The 20,735-nt window shown below is 73.1% G+C and carries 18 protein-coding genes; 11 read left to right on the top strand and 7 right to left on the bottom strand.

Annotated elements, in window-relative coordinates; all coding sequences use genetic code 11:
• Window positions 1-72 precede the first annotated feature (72 nt).
• The 6 genes from kynA (at window position 73) to QMZ92_RS05690 (ending at window position 6,172) form a co-directional block, all read left to right on the top strand.
• Entirely contained in the window at window positions 73-918 is an 846-nt protein-coding gene (gene kynA / locus QMZ92_RS05715; protein ID WP_283296133.1) for a tryptophan 2,3-dioxygenase, read from the top strand.
• Window positions 911-2,128: a kynureninase gene (gene kynU, locus QMZ92_RS05710; protein WP_283296132.1), complete on the top strand. Its 1,218-nt coding sequence runs from the start codon at window positions 911-913 to the stop codon at window positions 2,126-2,128. The genes kynA and kynU overlap by 8 nt, the downstream gene beginning before the upstream one ends.
• A gap of 78 nt (window positions 2,129-2,206) precedes the next feature.
• Window positions 2,207-3,091, top strand: coding sequence for an alpha/beta hydrolase (locus QMZ92_RS05705; protein WP_283296131.1), 885 nt, complete (start codon window positions 2,207-2,209; stop codon window positions 3,089-3,091).
• Window positions 3,092-3,193: 102 nt separating this feature from the next.
• The gene (locus QMZ92_RS05700) at window positions 3,194-4,042 is read left to right on the top strand and encodes an NAD(P)H-binding protein (protein WP_283296130.1); all 849 of its coding nucleotides are present in this window, start codon (window positions 3,194-3,196) and stop codon (window positions 4,040-4,042) included.
• 94 nt (window positions 4,043-4,136) lie between these two features.
• Window positions 4,137-5,516 carry a sensor histidine kinase gene (locus QMZ92_RS05695; RefSeq protein WP_283296129.1) on the top strand — a complete coding sequence of 460 codons (1,380 nt, stop codon included), beginning with the start codon at window positions 4,137-4,139 and terminating at the stop codon, window positions 5,514-5,516.
• On the top strand, window positions 5,513-6,172 hold the full coding sequence (locus QMZ92_RS05690; protein WP_283296128.1) for a response regulator: 660 nt from the start codon (window positions 5,513-5,515) through the stop codon (window positions 6,170-6,172). The genes QMZ92_RS05695 and QMZ92_RS05690 overlap by 4 nt, the downstream gene beginning before the upstream one ends.
• An 82-nt stretch (window positions 6,173-6,254) precedes the next feature.
• On the opposite strand, the gene QMZ92_RS05685 is transcribed toward QMZ92_RS05690, so the two are convergent.
• Both QMZ92_RS05685 and QMZ92_RS05680 read right to left on the bottom strand, forming a co-directional pair.
• On the bottom strand, window positions 6,255-6,983 hold the full coding sequence (locus tag QMZ92_RS05685) for a universal stress protein (RefSeq protein WP_283296127.1): 729 nt from the start codon (window positions 6,981-6,983) through the stop codon (window positions 6,255-6,257).
• Window positions 6,984-6,988: 5 nt separating this feature from the next.
• Entirely contained in the window at window positions 6,989-8,254 is a 1,266-nt protein-coding gene (locus QMZ92_RS05680; protein ID WP_283296166.1) for an SLC13 family permease, read from the bottom strand.
• A gap of 130 nt (window positions 8,255-8,384) precedes the next feature.
• On the opposite strand from QMZ92_RS05680, the gene QMZ92_RS05675 reads away from it, so the two are divergent.
• Window positions 8,385-9,593 carry a cytochrome P450 gene (locus QMZ92_RS05675; protein WP_283296126.1) on the top strand — a complete coding sequence of 403 codons (1,209 nt, stop codon included), beginning with the start codon at window positions 8,385-8,387 and terminating at the stop codon, window positions 9,591-9,593.
• Between the two features lie 21 nt (window positions 9,594-9,614).
• Here QMZ92_RS05675 and QMZ92_RS05670 read toward each other — a convergent pair whose 3' ends face one another.
• From QMZ92_RS05670 to QMZ92_RS05660, 3 genes are all read right to left on the bottom strand, one after another.
• Window positions 9,615-9,941 carry a hypothetical protein gene (locus QMZ92_RS05670; protein WP_283296125.1) on the bottom strand — a complete coding sequence of 109 codons (327 nt, stop codon included), beginning with the start codon at window positions 9,939-9,941 and terminating at the stop codon, window positions 9,615-9,617.
• A 110-nt stretch (window positions 9,942-10,051) separates the two neighbouring features.
• Window positions 10,052-11,668 carry an ABC transporter permease gene (locus QMZ92_RS05665; protein WP_283296124.1) on the bottom strand — a complete coding sequence of 539 codons (1,617 nt, stop codon included), beginning with the start codon at window positions 11,666-11,668 and terminating at the stop codon, window positions 10,052-10,054.
• On the bottom strand, window positions 11,665-12,618 hold the full coding sequence (locus QMZ92_RS05660) for an ABC transporter ATP-binding protein (RefSeq protein WP_283296123.1): 954 nt from the start codon (window positions 12,616-12,618) through the stop codon (window positions 11,665-11,667). The genes QMZ92_RS05665 and QMZ92_RS05660 overlap by 4 nt, the downstream gene beginning before the upstream one ends.
• Window positions 12,619-12,711: 93 nt before the next feature.
• On the opposite strand from QMZ92_RS05660, the gene QMZ92_RS05655 reads away from it, so the two are divergent.
• Window positions 12,712-13,209 carry a GbsR/MarR family transcriptional regulator gene (locus tag QMZ92_RS05655; protein WP_502961995.1) on the top strand — a complete coding sequence of 166 codons (498 nt, stop codon included), beginning with the start codon at window positions 12,712-12,714 and terminating at the stop codon, window positions 13,207-13,209.
• 237 nt (window positions 13,210-13,446) lie between these two features.
• Here QMZ92_RS05655 and QMZ92_RS05650 read toward each other — a convergent pair whose 3' ends face one another.
• Window positions 13,447-14,274: a diacylglycerol kinase family protein gene (locus QMZ92_RS05650; RefSeq protein ID WP_283296122.1), complete on the bottom strand. Its 828-nt coding sequence runs from the start codon at window positions 14,272-14,274 to the stop codon at window positions 13,447-13,449.
• A 141-nt stretch (window positions 14,275-14,415) separates the two neighbouring features.
• Here QMZ92_RS05650 and QMZ92_RS05645 point away from each other — a divergent pair, with 141 nt between their 5' ends.
• The gene (locus QMZ92_RS05645) at window positions 14,416-15,699 is read left to right on the top strand and encodes an adenylosuccinate synthase (RefSeq protein WP_283296121.1); all 1,284 of its coding nucleotides are present in this window, start codon (window positions 14,416-14,418) and stop codon (window positions 15,697-15,699) included.
• A 220-nt stretch (window positions 15,700-15,919) separates the two neighbouring features.
• Here the strand turns inward: QMZ92_RS05645 and QMZ92_RS05640 are convergent, their stop codons facing one another.
• A complete protein-coding gene (locus tag QMZ92_RS05640) occupies window positions 15,920-17,125 on the bottom strand; it encodes an MFS transporter (RefSeq protein ID WP_283296120.1) in 1,206 nt (401 codons plus the stop codon).
• 580 nt (window positions 17,126-17,705) lie between these two features.
• Here QMZ92_RS05640 and QMZ92_RS05635 point away from each other — a divergent pair.
• Both QMZ92_RS05635 and QMZ92_RS05630 read left to right on the top strand, forming a co-directional pair.
• Entirely contained in the window at window positions 17,706-18,590 is an 885-nt protein-coding gene (locus QMZ92_RS05635) for a glycoside hydrolase family 19 protein (protein ID WP_283296119.1), read from the top strand.
• A 351-nt stretch (window positions 18,591-18,941) separates the two neighbouring features.
• The gene (locus tag QMZ92_RS05630) at window positions 18,942-20,720 is read left to right on the top strand and encodes a serine/threonine-protein kinase (protein WP_283296118.1); all 1,779 of its coding nucleotides are present in this window, start codon (window positions 18,942-18,944) and stop codon (window positions 20,718-20,720) included.
• Window positions 20,721-20,735: the final 15 nt, after the last annotated feature.

Here is a 20,735-nt window from a genome sequence, read left to right as displayed (position 1 = left end):
GGGACCGGGGCTCCGAGACCACCTACGGAAGGAGCGGACCGCTACCCGGACACATGTGTCAGGAGACGGCGAATGTCGCAATTTCCCGATGCCTCCGGAGCGGGTTCGGTCACCCCGAACCTCGACTTCGCGGGCACGACCCCGTACGAGGACTACGTCCAGGCGGACGTCCTCACCCACCTCCAGCACCCCCTCTCCGACGATCCCGGCGAGATGGTGTTCCTGGTGACCACCCAGGTGATGGAGCTCTGGTTCACCGTCATCGTCCACGAGTGGGAGACCGCCTCCCGGGCGCTGCGCCGCGACGAGGTGCCCGTCGCGATGGACGCGCTGAAGCGCTCCGTGCGGGAGCTGGACGCGCTCAACGCCTCCTGGCGGCCGCTCGCGCAACTCACCCCCGTGCAGTTCAACGCCTACCGCAGCGCCCTCGGCGAGGGCTCCGGCTTCCAGTCCGCGATGTACCGGCGGATGGAGTTCCTGCTCGGTGAGAAGTCCGCGTCCATGCTGGTGCCGCACCGCGGCGCCCCGCGCGTCCACGCCGAGTTGGAGAAGGCCCTGCACGAGCCGAGCCTCTACGACGAGGTGCTCCGGCTGCTCGCCCGCCGCGGCCTGCCCGTTCCGCGGTCCGTCCTCGACCGCGACCTGTCGCAGCGCTACGAGCCGTCGCCCGAGGTCGAGCGGGTGTGGGCGGAGGTGTACGCGAGCGAGGACCAGGACGCCGAGCTCGTCCGCCTCGGCGAGGCGCTGACCGACGTCGGTGAACTGGTGTGGCGCTGGCGCAACGACCACCTCGTCGCCACCCGGCGCGCCATGGGCGCCAAGGCGGGTACCGGGGGCTCCGCCGGCGTCGCCTGGCTGGAGAAGCGTGCCGCCAAGAACGTGTTCCCCGAGCTGTGGACGGCGCGCAGCCATGTCTGAGACGCGTCTGACGGAGCGGGCCGCGAAGCTGGACGCGGCGGATGGACTGGCCGAGCGGCGTGAGCTGTTCGCGCTCGACGACGGCACGGTCTACCTGGACGGGAACTCGCTCGGCGCCCTGCCGCGCCACGTCCGGGACCGGATGGCCGACGTCATCGGCAGGCAGTGGGGCGAACTGCGCATCCGCTCCTGGGACGAGAGCGGCTGGTGGACGGCGCCGGAGCGGATCGGCGAGCGGATAGCCCCACTCGTCGGGGCCGCCCCCGGTCAGGTCGTCGTCGGCGACTCCACGAGCGTGAACGTCTTCAAGGCCGTGGTCGCGGCGGTGCGGATGGCGCCCGAGGGCCGTGACGAGATCCTCGTCGACGCCACGACCTTCCCCACCGACGGGTACATCGCCGAGTCGGCCGCCCGGCTCACCGGCCACCGGACGGTCGTCGTCGACCCCGCCGACGTTCCGGACGCGGTGGGCCCGCGCACGGCCGCCGCGCTGGTGAACCACGTCGACTACCGCACCGGCCGCCTCCACGACCTGCCCGGGATCACGGCCGCACTGCACCAGCGGGGCGCGCTCGCCGTCTGGGACCTGTGCCACAGCGCGGGCGCGCTGCCCGTCGGCCTCGACGAGCACGGGGTGGACCTCGCGGTCGGCTGCACGTACAAGTACCTCAACGGCGGGCCGGGTTCGCCCGCGTACCTGTACGTGGCCGAACGCCACCAGGACCGCTTCGACTCGCCGCTGCCCGGCTGGAACTCGCACGCCGACCCCTTCGGGATGACCCGCGGCTACACACCGGCCGAGGGTGCGGTGCGCGGCCGGGTCGGCACGCCCGACATCCTCTCGATGCTGGCGCTGGAGGCGGCGCTCGACGTGTGGGACGGGGTCACGGTGGAGGCGGTGCGGGCCAAGAGCCTCGCCCTCACCGACTTCTTCCTCGAGTGCGTCGAGGCGTACGTGCCGCGCGGCAGGGTCACCTCGCTCACCCCGGCCGCGCACGCCGAGCGGGGCAGCCAGGTGGCGCTGGCCTGCCCCGACGCACCCGCGGTCATGGAGTCCCTGATCGCACGCGGTGTGGTCGGCGATCTGCGCCGCCCCGACGTGCTGCGCTTCGGCTTCACCCCGCTGTACGTCGGCTTCGCGGACACCGAGCGCGCGGCACGGGTCCTCGCCGAGGTCCTGGCCGCGGCGAACTCCGCGGCCGGCGGCTGATCACAGGGGCCGAGTCGGCCTGGTACCGTCCCGGCTGGCCAGGCCGACTCGGCCCCCTCACCGAAAGGTTGGAGCAGCATGCCGGACCCCGCCGCCGCTCGCGACGCCGCCGAGGAGGCCTCGGCCCTGTCGCACCCGGCCGTCGCACCGGACGCCTCGGCGGCCTACGGCGAACACCCGGACCAGGTCGTCGACTTCTACGCGCCGCGTGAGGGCCGGGAGCCGGCGCCGCTCGTGGTGGTGCTGCACGGCGGGGCGTGGCGGGCGCCGTACGACCGGCAGCACGTCACCCCGTTCGCGGACTTCCTGGCGCGGCGCGGTTTCGCCGTGGCGAACGTGGAGTACCGCAGGGGTGCGTCGCTGCCCCAGCAGCGCGGCGAGGAGGGCGGCGGCGGGCCGGTCGCCGGGCGCTGGCCGGAGACGTTCGACGACGTCGCGGCGGCGATGGACGCGCTGCCGGAGCTGGCCCGCACGGCGCTGCCGCAGGCCGACCCGCGGCGCACGGTCCTCACCGGCCATTCGGCGGGCGGGCATCTCGCGCTGTGGGCGGCCGCCCGGCACGTGCTGCCGGCGGGTTCGCCCTGGCGGCTCCCGGCCGCGCCGCGGTTGCGCGGGGTCGTCGCACTGGCGCCGATCGCCGACCTGGGGCGGGCGGCCGAGCTGGACGTCTGCGGCGGGGCGGTGCACCAGCTCCTCGGCGGGGACGCGGAGTTCGAGGCGCGCGCGGGCTCCGCGGATCCGGCCGTGCTGCTGCCCACCGGGATCGCCACGGCCGTCGTCCAGGGCCGCGAGGACACCGTCGTCCCACAGGCCGTCGCCGAGTCCTTCGTCGACGCGGCCGCGAAGGCGGGCGAGACGGTCGGTCTCACCCTGCTCGGCGACGTCGGCCACTTCCCGCTCATCGACCCGTCGGCGGACGCCTGTGCGGTGGTGGCGGAGGAGATCGCGCAGCTCGCCTGGTGACGGCTTCCGCCCCGCCCCGGCGGGCGCGGCGGTCGCCACCGGGTGCCGTGCACGGAAGAGACGCGGACGGAAGGTGTCCGCAAGCCTTCCTACGGTGAGCGCATGACGAACCCCACGCACCCCCAGAAGATCCTCGTCGCCGGAGCCACCGGGACGGTCGGCCGCCAGGTCGTCGCCCAACTGCTCGACCGCGGGCACACGGTCCGCGCCCTGACCCGCGACCCCGGCCGGGCCCGCGCCTCGCTGCCTGCGGGCGCCGAGGCGGTCCGCGGCGACCTCACCGATCCGGCGAGCCTGGCACCGGCCCTGGGGGGTGTCACCGGACTGCACCTCATCACCTTCGGCGGGGAGTACACGGCCCCGCTGGAGACCGGACCGGAGATCGTCGCACTCGCCCGTGAGGCCGGGGTGCGGCGGATCACCGTGCTGAACGGCGGCGGTGACACCCCGCTCCAGGACGCCGTGCAGAAGAGCGGTCTCGCCTGGACGGTGCTGATGCCGGTCGAGTTCATGGCGAACGCACTGGCGTGGGCCGACGGGATCCGCGCCGAGGACACGGTCGGCGAGCCGTTCATCGACCGGCTCAGCGCCATGGTCCACGAGGCCGACATCGGAGCCGTCGCCGCGGTCGCCCTCACCGAGGACGGCCACGACCGGGAGACGTACCTGATCACCGGGCCCGAGGTGCTGAGCCTGCAGGACAAGGTGGACACGCTCGCGAAGGCCCGGGGCCGGGACATCGCACTGACGGAACTCACCCCGGACGAGGCGGTCTCGAGGTGGCGGGCCGCCGGTCTGCCGCAGGACGCGGTCGACTTCCTGCTCGACGTGTACGGCAACACCCCGCCCGAGGGCCGGACCGTCGTCGACACCGTGCGGAGGGTCACCGGCCGCCCGGCGCGGACCTTCGCCGAGTGGGCCGCCGAGCACGCGCCCGCGTTCCGTGCCTGACCCGGGAGGACCCGAGTAGTACCTGGGACGGACGCGGAAGGATCCCCACCACAGGTGACGACCGCGTCCGTACTCCGGCCGTACCTTTGCTGACGTGACCGACACGCCGACCACGCAGCGCATACCGCGCACCGCAGCCGACAGCCGCAGCCCCGAGTTCCGCCTGGCCATGGGCGCGCTCGGCGGGCTGCGGCAGGACCTCATCCACGACGCCTTCGCGTACCGGCCGCTGGCTCCGCTGGCGGGCGACGGACCGGTGGTCCGGCGGCTGCCGGCGCGGATCCGCCGGTACGCCGCCTGGACCCCGCACGCGGTCGTCGCGGGCGGCGCCCTGCTGGTGCTGCTCATCGGCGCCTCCACCACCGCCGATGCCTTCGGCCTCGTCCTCCTCGTCCTCGCGGCGGTTCCCGCGGCCACGGTGCTGATGACGCTGGTCCGTCCGGTGCTGGCCTTCTGGGCCTCGCTCGCCACGACGCCGTTCCTCGCGGTCCTCGCCGGAACATGGGGCGAGTGGCCGTGGGCACCGGCCACCATGGCCTCCCATCTCGCCGTGCTCACCGTCGTCGCGGCACGGACCCGGCCGCGGGCCGCCTTCTGGATGTGGCTGCTGACCGGGACGTACGGCCTGTTCGCCGAGTCCGTCCTCGGCCGCGGCTATCCCGGCGTCACCGCACCGCTGATGTTCGTCGCCGCCGTCGCGCTGCTCGTCGTGGCACTGGCGCAGGTCCGCAGGGACGCGGAGCGCGAGGTCGCGGCCCAGCAGAGCGTCACCGCCGTCGAGCGCGACCGGCGCACCCTGCTGGAGGAGCGCACCACCATCGCCCGCGAACTGCACGACGTGGTCGCCCACCACATGTCGGTCGTCGCCATCCAGGCGGAGGCCGCTCCCTACCGCGTGGAGAACCCGCCGCCCGAGCTCGAGCAGGCGTTCGCGACGATCAGGGAGAACGCCGTGGCCGCGCTCGCCGAACTGCGCCGCGTCCTCGGTGTCGTACGGGCGGAGGACTACGAGGCCCCCGACGCGCCCCAGCCGACCCTCGCCGATCTCGACGGTCTGCTGGGGAACGTCCGGGACGCCGGCCTCGAGGTCTCACTCGCGGTCACCGGAGCGGTCCGGCCGCTCCCCCCGGGCGTCGAGCTCTCGGCGTACCGCATCGTCCAGGAGGCCCTGAGCAACGCTCTGCGCCATGCGCCGGGCGCGTCCGCGAAGGTCGAGGTGTCGTACGTCCTCGGCGGGCTCGGCGTCCGCGTCGTCAACGCCCCGGCCCGCGGCCCGGTGAAACCCGCGCGTCACCCCGCCGGCTCCTCCGAACGAGGGCTCCGCCCGCCCCTCTCCACCGGAACCGGCCACGGCCTCACGGGGATGCGCGAGCGCGTCTCCATGCTGAACGGCGAGATGACCACCGGCCCCACGGAGGACGGCGGCTACGAGGTCGCCGTGTTCCTCCCCGTCGCGAAGGACGAGACCGCATGACCATCCGCGTCCTCATCGTCGACGACCAGGCGATGGTCCGCGAGGGCTTCTCCGTCCTGCTGAACGCCATGCCCGACATCGAGGTGATCGGCGAGGCGGTCAACGGCCGGGAGGCGGTCGCGCAGGTCGACGCCCTGCGCCCCGACGTGGTCCTGATGGACATCCGCATGCCCGAGCTCAACGGCATCGAGGCCACCCGGGAGATCGTCGCGGCCGACAGCGACGCGAAGGTGCTGGTGCTGACGACCTTCGACCTGGACGAGTACGTGTACCAGGCGCTGCGCGCCGGTGCCTCCGGCTTCCTGCTGAAGGACGCCTCCGCCCGCCAACTGGCTGACGGGGTACGGGTGGTGGCGGCCGGCGAGGCCCTGCTCGCGCCGACCGTCACTCGCAGGCTGATCACGGAGTTCTCCCGGATCTCGGCGGAGCCCAGGACGCCCGCCCTCGCCCGGATCGGCGATCTGACCGAACGCGAGACGGAGGTACTCGTCCTGATCGCGCAGGGTCTGTCGAACGCGGAGATCGCCTCGCACCTCGTCGTCGCGGAGTCCACGATCAAGACCCACGTCAGCAGGATCCTGGTGAAGCTGGGGTTGCGCGACCGGACGCAGGCGGCGGTGTTCGCCTACGAGGCGAGGCTGGTCACGCCGGGCTGACGGCCGTTGCCGGCAGGGCGTACCCCACGGGAGGTCTGCGCACGTCGCGGACGGCGGGCGGGGTTCGGGCGGGTGGGGCGGCTCAGCGCGGCGGGCGCGGCGGGGGATCCGGGGGCCGCGGTGGTGTGCCGGGCGGTCCCGGTGCATGTGGCGGGGCGTGCGGGGGCGCTCCGGGCGGCGGTCCGGGCTCGTGCGGCGGGGGATCCGGGGGCCGCGGTGGTGTGCCGGGCGGTCCCGGTGCATGTGGCGGGGCGTGCGGGGGCGCTCCGGGCGGCGGTCCGGGCTCGTGCGGCGGGGGATCCGGGGGCCGCGGTGGTGTGCCGGGCGGGTGCGTCGGTTCCGGCGGCAGGCTCCCGAGCTCCGGCGCCGGTTCCGGCCACACGAGCAGTACGGGGCAGGGGGCGTGGTCCACGACGAACCGCGCGGCCGGGCCCAGGCTGCGCGGCCCGAGGTGCCCGCGGTCCCCGTCCCTGGCGACGACGAGCAGATCGGCGCCCTCGGCCGCAGCGACGACCTCCCGCTCCGCCCGGCCGGTGCGTTCCAGCCGTGTGCACGGCCGGCCGAACCGCTCCGCCGCCATGGCGAGCAGCCGTACGGCGGAGTCGGCCCCGAGGCTCTCCACCCGGTCCCCCGGATCGTCCTCGTGGTGGCCCCGCCCGAGCAGTCCGGCGAACGCTCCGTGCGCGACGCCCGCCGAGGCCGGTTCGCTGACGTGCAGCAGCGTCACGTCCTCGCCCTCGGCGGCACGGGCGCGCACGGCCTCGACGCACGCGGGCCAGGTGCCCTCGACGATCCAGGCGATCACGGGCATGGGAATCAGCCTCCCGGGCCTTGGAGCACGAGCAGTGACGCCCACAGTGCCACGACCGACAGCACGAGTGCGGCCGGTACCGTGAGCAGACCGAGCCGGGTGAACTCTCCGAGGTCCACCTCGTGTTCGTGCTGGTGCAGGATCCGGCGCCACAGCAGCGTGGCCAGCGATCCCGCGTAGGTCAGATTGGGGCCGATGTTGACGCCCAGCAGGACGGCCAGCACCGCGCCGGGTCCGGCGGGGGCGGCCAGGGGGAGCAGCACCAGCACCGCGGGCAGATTGTTGATCAGATTGGCGAGCAGGGCGGCCAGGGCCGCGAGCGCGAGCAGTTCCGGCAGCGACGTGCCGGACGGGACGATCTGCCCGAGGACGTCCGCGAGACCGTTGTCGACGACCGCGCGGACCACGATGCCGAGTCCGAGGACGAACGCGAGGAACGGCAGGGAGGCGGCGTTCACGATGCCGCGCACGGTGCTGCGCCTGCGGGCGGCCGCGTGGACGCCGAGGACGAGTGCTCCCGCGGCGGCCGCCCAGGCGGGTTCGAGACCCAGCGCGGAGGCTGCGACGAAGCCGGCCAGTGTGCAGCCCACGGTGGCGAGCGCGAAGACCGGCAGGGCGACGGGTGCGCCGGACGTCCCGGCGCCGGCCCCGGTGTTCAGGTCCGCGGCGAAGAACCGGCGGAGGACGACGTACTCGACGGCGATCGCGGCCAGCCACGGCAGGGCCATCAGCCCGGCGAACCGGGTGAAGCCCAGACCGCTGGCCGAGAACGCCAGCAGGTTCGTCAGGTTGGACACGGGCAGCAGCAGCGATGCCGTGTTCGACAGATGGGTGCACGCGTAGACGTGGGGCTTCGGCCTGACGCCCATCCGGGCGGCGGTCGCGAAGACGACGGGGGTGAGCAGCACGACCGTCGCGTCGAGGCTGAGCACCGCGGTGATCACCGAGGCGAGCCCGAAGACGGACGCGAGCAGCCGCCCCGGCCGCCCCGCCGACCGCCGCGCCATCCAGGCACCGCAGGCACGGAACAGCCCTTCGTCGTCGCACAACCGGGCCAGTACCAGTACCGCGGCCAGGAAGCCGATCACCGGGCCGAGTCGTGCCGCCTCCTCGGCCGCGTGACCCGGGGAGATCGCGCCGGCGGCGATCAGCACGGCGGCCGCCGGTACGGCGACGGCGGCTTCCGGCAGGCCGAAGGGCCTGGCCACCGCGCAGGCGAGCACGAGGAGCAGCAGGAGGACGGACAGTGCCTCCGCGAGGGGGGTGGACAGGATCGGTGCCTCCAGGACGGTATGTGCGGTGGTGACCCGGCGCGGTCGGGTCGGCACGCATGGTGACCTCCCTCATCGAACCACCCGGGGACCCCTCCCGAACCGCGCCGCGGGCGGCTAGCGTCCGCGTATGGATGCCGCTGTCTTCGCTCCCTGGTCGCCCGCCTTCACCGCGGACCCGTATCCGGCATACGCCGAACTCCGCGCCCGGGGGCGGGTGCACTGGTTCGAGCCCACGCGGCAGTGGCTCGTGCCGCACCACGCCAACGTGTCCGCGCTGCTGCGGGACCGCCGGCTCGGCCGTACGTATCTGCACCGCTTCACGCACGAGGAGTTCGGGCGCACGCCCCCGCCGCCGGGGCACGAGCCCTTCCACACGCTGAACGACAACGGGTTGCTGGACCTGGAGGCACCCGACCACACGCGGATCCGGCGGCTGGTGACCAAGGCGTTCACCCCCCGCACGGTGCAGGCGCTGGAGCCGACCGTGCGCAGGCTGGCCGCCGAACTGGTGGCCGGGCTGGTGAAGAACGGCGGCGGCGACCTGCTGGCGGAGGTCGCCGAGCCGCTGCCGGTCGCGGTCATCGCGGAGATGCTGGGGATACCGGAGTCCGACCGGGGCCTGCTGCGGCCCTGGTCCGCGGACATCTGCGGGATGTTCGAGCTGAACCCGTCCGAGGAGACCGCGGCGCGCGCCGTCCGGGCCTCGGTGGAGTTCTCCGCGTATCTGCGGGAGCTGATCGCCGCGCGCCGCGCCGAGCCGGGCGGGGACCTGGTCTCGGCGCTGATCTCGGCGCACGACGAGGGGGAGACGCTCAGTGAGCAGGAGCTGGTGTCCACCTGCGTGCTGCTGCTCAACGCGGGTCACGAGGCGACCGTCAACACCACCGCCAACGGCTGGTGGACGCTGTTCCGCCACCCGGGCGAACTGGCGCGGCTGCGGGCCGACCACGCGCTGCTGTCCACGGCCGTGGAAGAGCTGATGCGGTACGACACCCCGCTCCAGATGTTCGAGCGCTGGGTGCTCGACGACATCGAGATCGGCGGCACGGTCGTCCCGCGAGGCTCGGAGCTGGCCCTGCTCTTCGGCTCGGCCAACCGGGATCCGTCCCGCTTCGAGCGCCCCGGCGACCTCGACCTCGGCCGCGCCGACAACCCGCACATCACGTTCGGAGCCGGAATCCACTACTGCCTGGGCGCTCCCCTGGCCCGGGTCGAACTGACCGCCTCCTTCGGCGAACTGCTGCGGCAGGCACCGACGATGCGGCTCGCGGCGGAGCCGGAGTGGAAGCCGGGCTATGTGATCAGAGGGCTGCGGGAGCTGCGCGTGGAGCTGTGAGGTGCTCCCGTGCGTGCGGTCTCAGTAGACGAACTCCGGTCGCTCGTACGGTATCCACCAGCTGGTCAGGCCCCAGACACCGAGGGCGAGCACGGCCACCGCGGCCACCGCGGCGAGCCAGGGGCGGTGCAGCCACCGCAGACCGGCGGCCCAGACGGCGAGCGGCAGCAGTGCTCCGCCCAGGGCGATCAGGGGGAGGTCGACGTAGAGCACGCTCAGGTCCCGGTGCCAATGCTCGAAGCCGCCGTCGATGCTGATCCTGGCCAGTGGTGCCCAGGCGAGCAGCGCGGTGGCCGCGCCCCCGGCCGCGAGGAGGCAGCCCGCGGAGCCCTTGGTCTCTTCCCTCATGACTGCCACGGACGCGGGAGCGTCCCCGGTGGTTCCGGAGACCGGCGGGGTGGGCCTCGGCGCCCCCGCTCCACGACGGTTGGGACGCCGGGTGCCCGGGAGGGCGGTGGTCAGGTCTGCAGGTCCCGGCGGCGGAAGGCCGCGAGTCCGGCGGCCACCAGGGCCACTGCCAGCGCCGTCAGCAGCAGCACCGGCGGCCAGTCCATCCGTGGCCCCGGGAGCCTCGGCAGATGGCCGAAGGGCGAGAGGTCCAGCACGGCCCGGGGCAGGTCGAGTGCCGGGCCGACCCAGCCGAGCGCGAGGCACAGCCCCGCCACGGCCCAGCCCGCCGCCGCAGCCCTGGGGACGGCCCCGTACAGCAGCAGCGCCACGCCCGCGAGCGTCCACACGGCCGGCACCTGGGCGAGCGCGGCGCCCGTGATCGCGGGCAGGTCCCCGCCGTGGCCGAGGGCCAGGCCCGCCCCGGCGAGCAGCATGATCAGTACGGTGCCGCCGAAGGCGACGGCCAGATGACCGGCGGCCCAGGCGGTCCTGCCGACGGCGTTCGCGAGGACCGGTTCCGCGCGCTGGGAGGTCTCCTCGCCGTGCATGCGCAGGACGGACCCGACCGCGTACAGGGCGGCGATCAGCCCGAACATGCCGACCATCGCGGCGAGGAAGGCGTCGGTGAGTGCCGACTGCCCGCCCATCCGCTGGAAGATCTCCTTGGCCTGCTCGTTGTCGCCGACCATGTCGGCCGCGCCGCTCGCCATCCCGCCGAAGACGATCCCGGCGAGCAGGAAGCCCCCTGCCCAGCCGAGCAGGGTGCCGCGTTGCAGCCGCCAGGCGAGCCCGCCCGCAGTGGTGAGCTTCCCCTCGGTCGGTCCGGGACGGGTCGGCAGGAAGCTCATGCCGACGTCGCGTCGCCCGGCCAGCGTGTACGCGATGACACCCTGGACACCTCCGGCGGCGGCGATCAGCAGGATCACCCACCAGCGCTCGCCGCCGAAGGCCCGGACGTTCTCGGCCCAGCCGATCGGCGAGAGCCAGGTCAGCACGGACGATCCGTCGACGGTGCTCGCGTCACCCGCCGCACGCAGCACGAACGCAAGCCCCAGCACGCCGGCCGTCATTCCCTTGGCGGGCCTGGCGCTCTCGGTCAGCTGGGCGACGATCGCCGCCGTCGTGGCGAACAGCACGCCGGTCCCACCCACCGCGAGCCCGAGGGCGAGCGCGCCCGCGGATCCCTGCCCTGACAGCCCGGCGGTGATCAGCAGCGCGACCGACGTGTTGGCGATCACCGCGGTGAGAAGAGCCGCGGTGAGCGGCGCCCGTCGCCCCACCATCGCCGACGAGATCAGTTCCTGACGTCCTGTTTCCTCCTCCTCTCGGGTGTGGCGGACCACGATGATCAGGCTCATCACCGCCGCGAGCACGGCGGCGAAGGTGGCGAACCGCCAGGCGACCAGCCCTCCGATGCTGTCGTCGAACACCGGCCCGTAAAGGCTGCGCAGTGAGCTGTTCGCGGACATCGACTCGGCGAGCTGTGTGCGCTTGGCGGCGGTGTCGTACAGCGTCTGGAGCGATCCGACACCGCTGACGACCATCGCGCCGATCACCACCACCCAGATGGGCAGCATGAGCCGGTCGCGGCGCAGGGCGAGCCTGACCAGTGTCCCCGTGCCCGCCAGTGGCCGTGCTCCGCCCCTGTGCGAGGGGAGTGCCGTGGTCCGTGCGACGGCGGTCATCGTGACATCGCCTCTTCCGCGCCCGTGCCCGTGCCGTGTGCATCGGTTTGGTAGTGGCGGAGGAACAGCTCCTCCAGCGTGGGCGGGGTGCTGGTCAGCGACCGCACACCCGACTCGGTGAGCGAGCGCAGCACCGGATCCAGCTTGTCCGTGTCGACCTGGAACCGCACCCGGCATCCGGCGCCTTCGGAGGAGACGGCCGGGCCCTGGACGTCGAGGTCGTGCACACCGGGCAGTCGTGCGAGCCCGTCGGGCGGGCCCGCGAGATCGGCGCTGACGCTGGTGCGGGTGAGGTGCCGCAGGTCGGCGAGCGAACCGCTCTCCACCGTCCGCCCCTTGCGGATGATGCTGACACGGTCGCACAGCGCCTCGACCTCGCTGAGCACATGGCTCGAGAGCAGGACCGTCCGGCCGCGGTCGCGCTCCTCGGCGACGCAGCTCTGGAAGACCTCCTCCATCAGCGGGTCGAGCCCGCTCGTCGGTTCGTCCAGGATCAGCACGTCGACCTCGGAGGCGAACGCGGCGACCAGGGCCACCTTCTGACGGTTGCCCTTGGAGTACGTACGCCCCTTCTTGGTGGGGTCGAGCTCGAACCGCTCGGTCAGCCGGTTCCGGCGTGCCCTGTCGAGTCCGCCGCGCAGCCGGCCGTAGAGGTCGATGACCTCGCCGCCGGACAGGTTGCGCCAGAGCGTCACGTCCCCGGGGACGTACGCGATCCGGCGGTGCAGTTCGACGGCGTCCCTCCAGGGATCCATGCCCAGCAGCCGGGCTGCGCCGGAGTCGGCGCGCAGCAGTCCCAGCAGGATGCGGATGGTGGTGGACTTCCCGGCGCCGTTGGGCCCGAGGAAGCCGTGGACCTCGCCGGTTCCGACCGACAGGTCGAGACCGTCCAGTGCGAGTGCCCGGCCGAACGACTTGTGCAGTCCGGCGACACTGATGGCCTTCGTCATGATTCAGAAGCTAAGCTATCTTCATAAGTTTGTGAAGTTAAGGAAGCGTATAAACTCGGATCCGGGTCCGTGAACAGGGGAGATGATCCGGGGATGACGCCGATGACGGAGAAGGCCAGGGACGCAGAGGCGGTCTCGCGCTTCGTGGAACGCTTCGCGGCCCAGCTCGTCGAGGCCGGCATGACGCGCATGCCCGCCAGGGTCTTCGCCGCGCTGCTCTCCTCCGACTCCGGCGCGCTGACCTCCGCCGAGCTCGGAGAGCAACTGCAGGTCAGCCCTGCGGCGGTGTCCGGCGCCGTGCGCTATCTGTCGCAGCAGCACATGGTCTCGCGGGAACGCGAGCCCGGTTCCCGCCGCGAGCGCTACCGGGTCCACAGCGACCAGTGGTACGAGGCGCTCACCAACCGCGATGCCGTTCTGAAGCGCTGGTCGGAATCCCTGCGAGAAGGGGTGACGAGCCTCGGCGCCGAGACGCCGGCGGGCCGCCGGCTCGCGGAGACCGTCGCGTTCTTCGACTTCGTCCAGGACGAGCTCACGGCGATGATGGAGCGCTGGCGGGAGCACCGCGAGCGGATGCTCGACCGTCCCTGACACGGGTTCCCGGCTCCACGGCGATGCGGCACTCCCCGGTCCGGAGGACGGCCGCCGACGGCCATGACGGACCGGCCGTCCGGGTCACCGTACCGGCGGCCCTCGCCGACGCGATGCGTCGCTGAGAGAACCGGCCGCCCCACAGCACCCGACCCCGTCCGTACGGCGCGCGCGTACGACGGCACCGGTACGGCGCCCGCCGAAGGATGCGGTGGCGGGCGCCGGCGGACGGTCACGTCACTCCCCGGCGGTCCGCGGCCCCGGCAGGGTCAGTGACCACGCCCGGGGCCGCAGGGTCCAGGTGCGTCGCCGGACCGGTCCGGCGACGAGGGCGTCTGCGCGGTAGCGGAAGTCGGCACCCGAGACGGTGACGACCTTGGCCAGGCTCCGTACGGGGCCCGGGTCGGATCTGCGGTGCACGGTCACCTCCGCGGCGCCTTCGGCCGCGCGGACGCGTACGTCCTCGACCGGCTCGTCCAGATCGCTCAGCAGCACTCCGTCCGCCTCCACCCGCAGCCGGTGCGTCCGTACACCCGGAGGCGCCGGTGGAACGGGACGGACGAACGTGCGCACCAGGGAGCGGCAGGTGTGCCACACCGAGCCGGTCCGCCCCGGTGCCCCCGCGGCGGCAGGACCCGCCGGGATGTGCAGATCGGCCAGCACCACCCCGTCGCTGTCGTCGGCGAGCAGGTCCAGCGGATGAGCGGCTCCGTCGAGGACCGCCCGGGCGGCCGCCACCGCGCCGGTCGGCACACCCAGCGACCGGGCCACTTCCACGGACGTGCCGCCCCCGACCGGGACCAGCGAAAGGGCCTCGTCGGCGAGCTCCCGCGCCCGGTGCAGCAGGCCCACGGTGCGCAGCAGCGCGCGGTCGTCACCGATCACGACGGGGCGCCGGGACCCCCTGCGGGCGAGGGCACGGGAAAATTCCTCGGGACCGTCGGGCAGGCAGATCTTCGCCGCCGATCCGGCACACAGCACATCCTTCGCGATACGAACGGACTCGCCGTCGAAACGGCGGGCGACCGGGTCGATGACCACCAGGAGCTGGTCGGGAGCCGACACCTCGGTCCTTCCTCGGGTAGCATCTTTGTGCAAGAGCCCCTTGCGCTATTGCGCCAGGGGCTTCGTCTATTCCGGGGCACACCGGTTGGCGGCTCAGGCCCCCGACCATGGACATGCCCCGCCCGGAAGGGGTGTACGCCTGTGCCCGCACTTGTGCTGCTCGGTGCTCAGTGGGGTGACGAAGGCAAGGGAAAGGCCACCGACCTCCTCGGTGGATCCGTGGATTACGTGGTGCGTTACCAGGGTGGTAACAACGCCGGCCACACCGTGGTGGTCGGTGACCAGAAGTATGCGCTCCACCTCCTCCCTTCCGGAATCCTCTCGCCGGGATGCACCCCGGTCATCGGCAACGGAGTCGTCGTCGACCCGGCGGTCCTGCTCTCCGAGCTGAGCGGGCTGAACGAGCGTGGCGTCGACACGTCCAAGCTTCTGATCAGCGGAAACGCCCATCTGATCACCTCGTACAACGTCACGCTCGACAAGGTGACGGAACGCTTCCTCGGCAAGCGCAAGATCGGCACCACCGGCCGCGGCATCGGCCCGACGTACGCCGACAAGATCAACCGAGTCGGCATCCGGGTCCAGGACCTGTACGACGAGTCGATCCTGACGCAGAAGGTCGAGGCGGCGCTGGAGCAGAAGAACCAGCTCCTGGCCAAGGTCTTCAACCGCCGCGCCATCGAGACGGACCGCGTCGTCGAGGAGATGCTCGGCTTCGCCGACCAGATCCGGCCGTACGTCGCCGACACCACGCTGATCCTGAACAACGCCCTCGACGACGGCAAGGTCGTCCTCTTCGAGGGCGGCCAGGGCACGCTCCTCGACGTGGACCACGGCACGTATCCCTTCGTCACCTCCTCGAACCCGACGGCGGGCGGCGCCTGCACGGGCGCGGGCGTGGGCCCGACGAAGATCAGCCGGGTCATCGGCATCCTCAAGGCCTACACGACCCGTGTCGGCGCCGGCCCGTTCCCGACCGAGCTGTTCGACGAGGACGGCGAGGCGCTGCGCCGCATCGGCGGTGAGCGCGGTGTCACCACCGGCCGCGACCGCCGCTGCGGCTGGTTCGACGCGGTCATCGCCCGCTACGCGACCCGCGTCAACGGACTGACCGACTTCTTCCTCACCAAGCTCGACGTGCTGACCGGCTGGGAGCAGATCCCGGTCTGCGTCGCGTACGAGATCGACGGCAGGCGCGTCGAGGAGCTGCCGTACTCGCAGACCGACTTCCACCACGCCAAGCCGGTCTACGAGTACCTGCCGGGCTGGTCCGAGGACATCACCAAGGCCAAGTCCTTCGCCGACCTGCCGAAGAACGCGCAGGGTTATGTGAAGGCCCTGGAGGAGATGTCCGGGGCGCCGATCTCCGCGATCGGCGTCGGCCCGGGCCGTGACGAGACGATCGAGATCAACTCGTTCCTGTAGGTCCGCGGGACCCCTCGCGGCACGTCGCCGTTACCACGGCCGGTGGCCGGTGAGCCGAGTGCTCGCCGGCCACCGGCCTGTTCGCCGCTCACGCGGCCTCCGCCCGGCCCTCGGCCTCTCCCCGGGGCCGCGGCTGAGACCGGCCCGCGGCTTCCGCGTCTGCTCTCCCGGCGGCGTCCCCCGGGCCCACGTCCGTTCCCCGCCTCACGTCCGTTCCGCCTCACGTCCGTGTCCTGCCGAGCGCCGCGGCGACCGCCAGGTACGGCAGGGCGAGCAGGGCGAACACGGTGCCGTGCGGCGCGTGAGCGGACAGCCCCGCGTACGTCCCGTAGACCAGCAGTGTGGTGAGTCCCGTCCCGAGACCCGCGAGGGAGGTCACGGTGGCCCGGCTCGGGCCGGTGATCGCCTCCTGCAGCCGGGCGTCGGCCAGCACATCGGTCAGCTGGAAGACCAGGAACGCCGCCCCCACCAGGACGAACCCACCGGGGCCGCCGTTCAGCGCACCCGCGGCGAGCGCCGCGGCGCCCGCCGCGACGGCGGCCCCGAGCGCCCGCCCGGAGAGCCGCTCGCCCGGCCCCACCAGCAGCGAACCGACCGTCACCCCGACCCAGACCACCAGGACCAGCAGCGGGACCGTCGCCGTCGCGACACCGGTGGCGGCGGCCAGCAGTGGTACGTACTCGTCGAGCGCGCCCCAGACCGAGGTGACGACGACGGACAGCAGCAGGGCGTGCCGCACCCGACGGCTGCCGCGCACCTCGGTGAACCCCGCCCGCAGGGCCGCCGTGTACGCCCCGCGGCGAGTGCGCCGTTGTGCACCCCGGTCGGTGGGCCCTCGGTGTTCGGGCAGCGTCGCGCCCACGGCGGCGCACAGCAGACAGGCGGCGACGCCGGCCGCGCCGACCAGCAGCTCGCCGCCCCAGGCGAAGGCCGGTGCCGCCACCGCGGTGGCCGTGGCGGTCGCGCCCATGCTCACGGCGGCGGCGCGCCCCATGATCCGGCCGTAGCGTGAAGCGGCACCGAGCCGTTCGAGCTCGTCGTGAACCAGGGCCTCCATGGCACCGGAGCGGAGCGACCCCCCGGCACCCCACAGCACGAATCCGGCGGCGTACGCGCCGTACGAGGGGAACAGGACCCACAGGGCGAACCCGGCAGCCGTGAGCAGCGGCCCGGTGACGGTCATCAGCCTGCGGGACACGGTGTCGGCCCAGACACCCGACGGGACCTCGACCAGCAGTCCGGTCAGTGACCAGAGGGCGAACAGGGACGAGATCTGGGCGGTGTCCAGGCCGTGCCGGGCGAAGAGCAGTGCGTAGACGGGGTAGAGCAGGACGAAGTCCTCGAGTCCCGCGTAGAGGTAGAGCGTTCGCTCGAGCCGGCGCACACCGGCCCGGAGCGGGGGAGGGCAGGACGAAGTGAGGGGCATGGGTGGTGGTCCTTCTGCGGAACGGACGGGGACGCCGGGTGCTCACCCGCCGCGGCGGTCCGCGACTGCCCGTTCCAGGACCTGCTGCCGTGCGTCAATGTCGTCGGCTCACGCGCCCGAGTCTGGCACAGGACGGCGCTGCGCGGCCCGGGGTTTCCCGGGCCGCCCCGGCCGACCGGCCCGCCCCGGCGGGCGATGACGCACGGCCGGACGGCCCCCGCGCACCGCGCGGGGGCCCCGTCCCGCGGAGCCGTGCTCCTGCGCGACGGGACGGTGCTTCTGACCGGGGGTCCGTCTCCCGCCGTGGACGACCGTGACCGTGCGCGACGGGCGGTGCCGCACGGGCCGGCCCCTCGACGCCGAACTCCCTTCTGTACGCCCCCCCCGGTGCCCGCCGCGGCAACGGGGAGGCGGGGTTCAGGCCATTCCTGGTCCAGTCCTGGTCTAGACCTTGACAGGTTCAGACCAATACCTGTTCAGTGCTCAACACGCCATAGGGCGACACGACTTGGGAATCCCGTCCCGCGTTCCTCCCCCGCCCCGCATCCCCCACAGCCCCCACAGGGAAAGGACGATAACGTTGTCGCGTCGCATCATCACCCTGCTCGCCGCCTTCGTGGCGGTGCTCGGACTCACTGCCCTCGTCCCCTCGACCGCGTCCGCGGCCGCATGCGCCGCGGCCTGGAACTCCTCGTCCGTCTACACCGGCGGCATGACCGCGTCCCACAACGGCCGCAACTGGCAGGCCAGGTGGTGGACCCAGAACGAGACCCCCGGTTCCGCCGAGGTCTGGGCCGACCGGGGCGCCTGCGGCGGCGGTGGCGGCAACCCGAACCCGGATCCCTCGGGCTTCGTCGTCAGCGAGTCGCAGTTCAACCAGATGTTCCCGAACCGGAATTCCTTCTACACGTACAGCGGGCTGACCGCGGCGATGAGTGCGTACCCGGCCTTCGCCAAGACCGGCAGCGACACGGTCCGGAAGCAGGAGGCCGCCGCCTTCCTCGCCAACGTCGCGCACGAGACGGGCGGCCTGGTCCACATCGTGGAGCAGAACACCGCCAACTATCCGCACTACTGCGACCGCGGCCAGCCCTACGGCTGCCCGGCGGGCCAGGCCGCCTACTACGGCCGCGGCCCGATCCAGCTCAGCTGGAACTTCAACTACAAGGCCGCCGGTGACGCCCTCGGCATCGACCTGCTGGGCAACCCCTGGCGCGTGGAGCGGGAGTCCGCCGTCGCCTGGAAGACCGGCCTCTGGTACTGGAACACCCAGAGCGGCCCCGGCACGATGACCGGCCACAACGCCATGGTCAGCCAGGCCGGGTTCGGCCACTCGATCCGCTCGATCAACGGCTCCCTGGAGTGCGACGGCAAGAACCCGGCGCAGGTCCAGAGCCGTGTGAACAACTACCAGCGCTTCACCCGGATCCTCGGCGTGCCGACGGGCGGGAACCTGTACTGCTGACGCGTTCGGCGGATCGGCAGGAGTGGGCGGCCCGTGCCGCCCGCTCCGTCGTTCCCGGCCCGCGGGGCGGCCAGGTGGGTGCGCCCGTTGCGCCGCCGTCCCCGACTGATTCGGCTGACACGCAGTGAGGCGTAGCCACCGGTGCGTACCGAGTTCGCGCACCGCACGCGACTCCCGGACCGCGATCCCGCCCTCGGCGCCGCGCCGGGTCAGCCTGCTGGTGAACGGCCCGGCGCCTTCGCGAGCTCCTGGGTGGGATCCGCGCGCGACGTCGGCGTGGGACGCTCCTGGCCGGGGCGTTGGAGCCACCTGCGCGGGGCCGTCCCGCCCGCATCTCGTAGGCTCCCGGCCATGAGCGACGGGGAATCCGGCAGACGGGTCATAGACGGGCGCTTCGAGCTGGAGGCGCGGCTCGGTGGCGGCGGTATGGGCATGGTGTGGCGGGCGCGCGATCTGGTCCTGGACCGGTCCGTGGCGCTCAAGGAGGTACGGCCGCCCGATCCGGGTCTCGCCGAGTACGACCCGCAGGGCGCGGCGATGCTCCGGGCCCGGGTGCTGCGCGAGGCACGGGCGCTCGCCCGCGTCGACCACCCCAATGTGGTGACCATCCACCACGTGGTGGACGGCGGGGAGCACACCTACCCGTGGCTCGTCATGGAGCTGGTGACCGGCGGATCACTCCAGGACCGGCTGGAGAAGGGGCCGCTGGCGCCCGCCGAGGCCGCCCGTCTCGGCCGCGAGGTGCTGGCCGCGCTGCGTGCCGCGCACGACGTCGGCATCCAGCACCGGGACGTGAAGCCCGCCAACGTCCTGATGCGCCCCGACGGACGTCCCGTCCTCACCGACTTCGGTATCGCGGCCATCAGGGAGTCGACGGCGCTGACCGCGACCGGGTCCATCATCGGCACGCCCGACTACATGGCGCCCGAGCGCATCTCCGGTAGCGAGGGCGGCCCGGGTTCCGATCTGTGGTCGCTGGCGATGATGCTGTACGTCGCCGTCGAGGGGCGTCACCCGTTGCGCAGGGGCAGCACCCTCGCGACGCTGGCGGCCCTCCTCAGCGAGGAGCTTCCGCCGCCTGTCCAGGCCGGATCGCTGACCGGTTTCCTGAGCGCCGCGCTCGTCAAGGACCCGGCCGGCCGGGCGGACGCGGAGACCGCCGACCGGATGCTCGCGGAAGCGGCCGAGGGCCGGGACTCGGCTCCCGGCGCGCCGGGTCCGCCGAGTGTTCCGACTGCTCCGGGCGGGGCGGGCGGAACCACGTCGTACCGGCTGTCACCTCCGCCGGGGCGGACGGCCGCACCGACCGCGGCTCCGGGCGGGTTCGGACCGCCCGCGGGCTTCGGGCCGCCGATGGGCTTCGGGCCGTCGGCTCCGCACGACGCCGTGCCGGGTCCGGTCGGACCGCCGACCCCCTATCCGGCGGGCCCCACACGGCAGACGCCGGCGGGACCGGGCGGCCGTGCGAAGGGCCGGGTCGCGATCGCCGCGGCCGCCGTCGCGACCGTGCTGGCAGGCGCCCTGGTGTGGACCCTGCTGCCGGAGGGCGGTGGCAAGGGCGGCGAGGAGGCGGCGAGTTCACCCGGCCCCGCCGCGACCGCGACGAAGGCCGCCACGCCCGCACCGTCCGGGGCGGCCCCTTCGGCATCGGCTTCGGCGTCCCAGGCCGACGCGAAGACCGATCTGCTGACCCCGGACGGCATCCGGACGGCGGTGAAGGAGATCAAGGCCGCGACCGGGACGGACCGCGCGGCCGACTTCACCGTCTACGCGGACTACGTGTCCGCGGAGATCATGGTCAAGGGCAGCGACACCAAGTACGACAGCTACACCTACCGCCCGGGCCAGGGCGTGCGGAAGGGCATCATCAGCGGCTCCCTGATCAGTGGCGACCGCCCGTTCAGCCTGGACGACTTCGACTGGGACGTCGTCCCCGCCCTGCTCAAGCGGGCGGAGAAGGACCTGAACGTGAAGCGGCCGACCATGCGTTACGTCCTGGTCCGTCCGGCCGACGACACCTTCGGCACCCCGCTGGGGCTGGCCGTCTATCGCGTGGACGACCATGTCGCCGGCTATCTGGAGGCCGATCTGAAGGGCAAGGTGACCCGGGTGATGCCGGCCCAGGACTGACCGGCTCCCGGGCCT

The organism is Streptomyces sp. HNM0645, assembly GCF_030056615.1.
Taxonomy (GTDB): domain Bacteria; phylum Actinomycetota; class Actinomycetes; order Streptomycetales; family Streptomycetaceae; genus Streptomyces; species Streptomyces marianii.
Note: the sequence above shows the minus strand (reverse complement) of the source record. Positions and strands in the feature narration are given on the sequence as shown.

Coding starts and splice junctions, on each gene's coding strand:
- kynU (WP_283296132.1), top strand. CDS start 911: ATGTCTGAGACGCGTCTGACGGAGCGGGCCGCGAAGCTGGACGCGGCG.
- QMZ92_RS05690 (WP_283296128.1), top strand. CDS start 5,513: ATGACCATCCGCGTCCTCATCGTCGACGACCAGGCGATGGTCCGCGAG.
- QMZ92_RS05670 (WP_283296125.1), bottom strand. CDS start 9,941: ATGAGGGAAGAGACCAAGGGCTCCGCGGGCTGCCTCCTCGCGGCCGGG.
- QMZ92_RS05700 (WP_283296130.1), top strand. CDS start 3,194: ATGACGAACCCCACGCACCCCCAGAAGATCCTCGTCGCCGGAGCCACC.
- kynA (WP_283296133.1), top strand. CDS start 73: ATGTCGCAATTTCCCGATGCCTCCGGAGCGGGTTCGGTCACCCCGAAC.
- QMZ92_RS05675 (WP_283296126.1), top strand. CDS start 8,385: ATGGATGCCGCTGTCTTCGCTCCCTGGTCGCCCGCCTTCACCGCGGAC.
- QMZ92_RS05655 (WP_502961995.1), top strand. CDS start 12,712: ATGACGCCGATGACGGAGAAGGCCAGGGACGCAGAGGCGGTCTCGCGC.
- QMZ92_RS05640 (WP_283296120.1), bottom strand. CDS start 17,125: ATGCCCCTCACTTCGTCCTGCCCTCCCCCGCTCCGGGCCGGTGTGCGC.
- QMZ92_RS05665 (WP_283296124.1), bottom strand. CDS start 11,668: ATGACCGCCGTCGCACGGACCACGGCACTCCCCTCGCACAGGGGCGGA.
- QMZ92_RS05705 (WP_283296131.1), top strand. CDS start 2,207: ATGCCGGACCCCGCCGCCGCTCGCGACGCCGCCGAGGAGGCCTCGGCC.
- QMZ92_RS05685 (WP_283296127.1), bottom strand. CDS start 6,983: ATGCCCGTGATCGCCTGGATCGTCGAGGGCACCTGGCCCGCGTGCGTC.
- QMZ92_RS05630 (WP_283296118.1), top strand. CDS start 18,942: ATGAGCGACGGGGAATCCGGCAGACGGGTCATAGACGGGCGCTTCGAG.
- QMZ92_RS05660 (WP_283296123.1), bottom strand. CDS start 12,618: ATGACGAAGGCCATCAGTGTCGCCGGACTGCACAAGTCGTTCGGCCGG.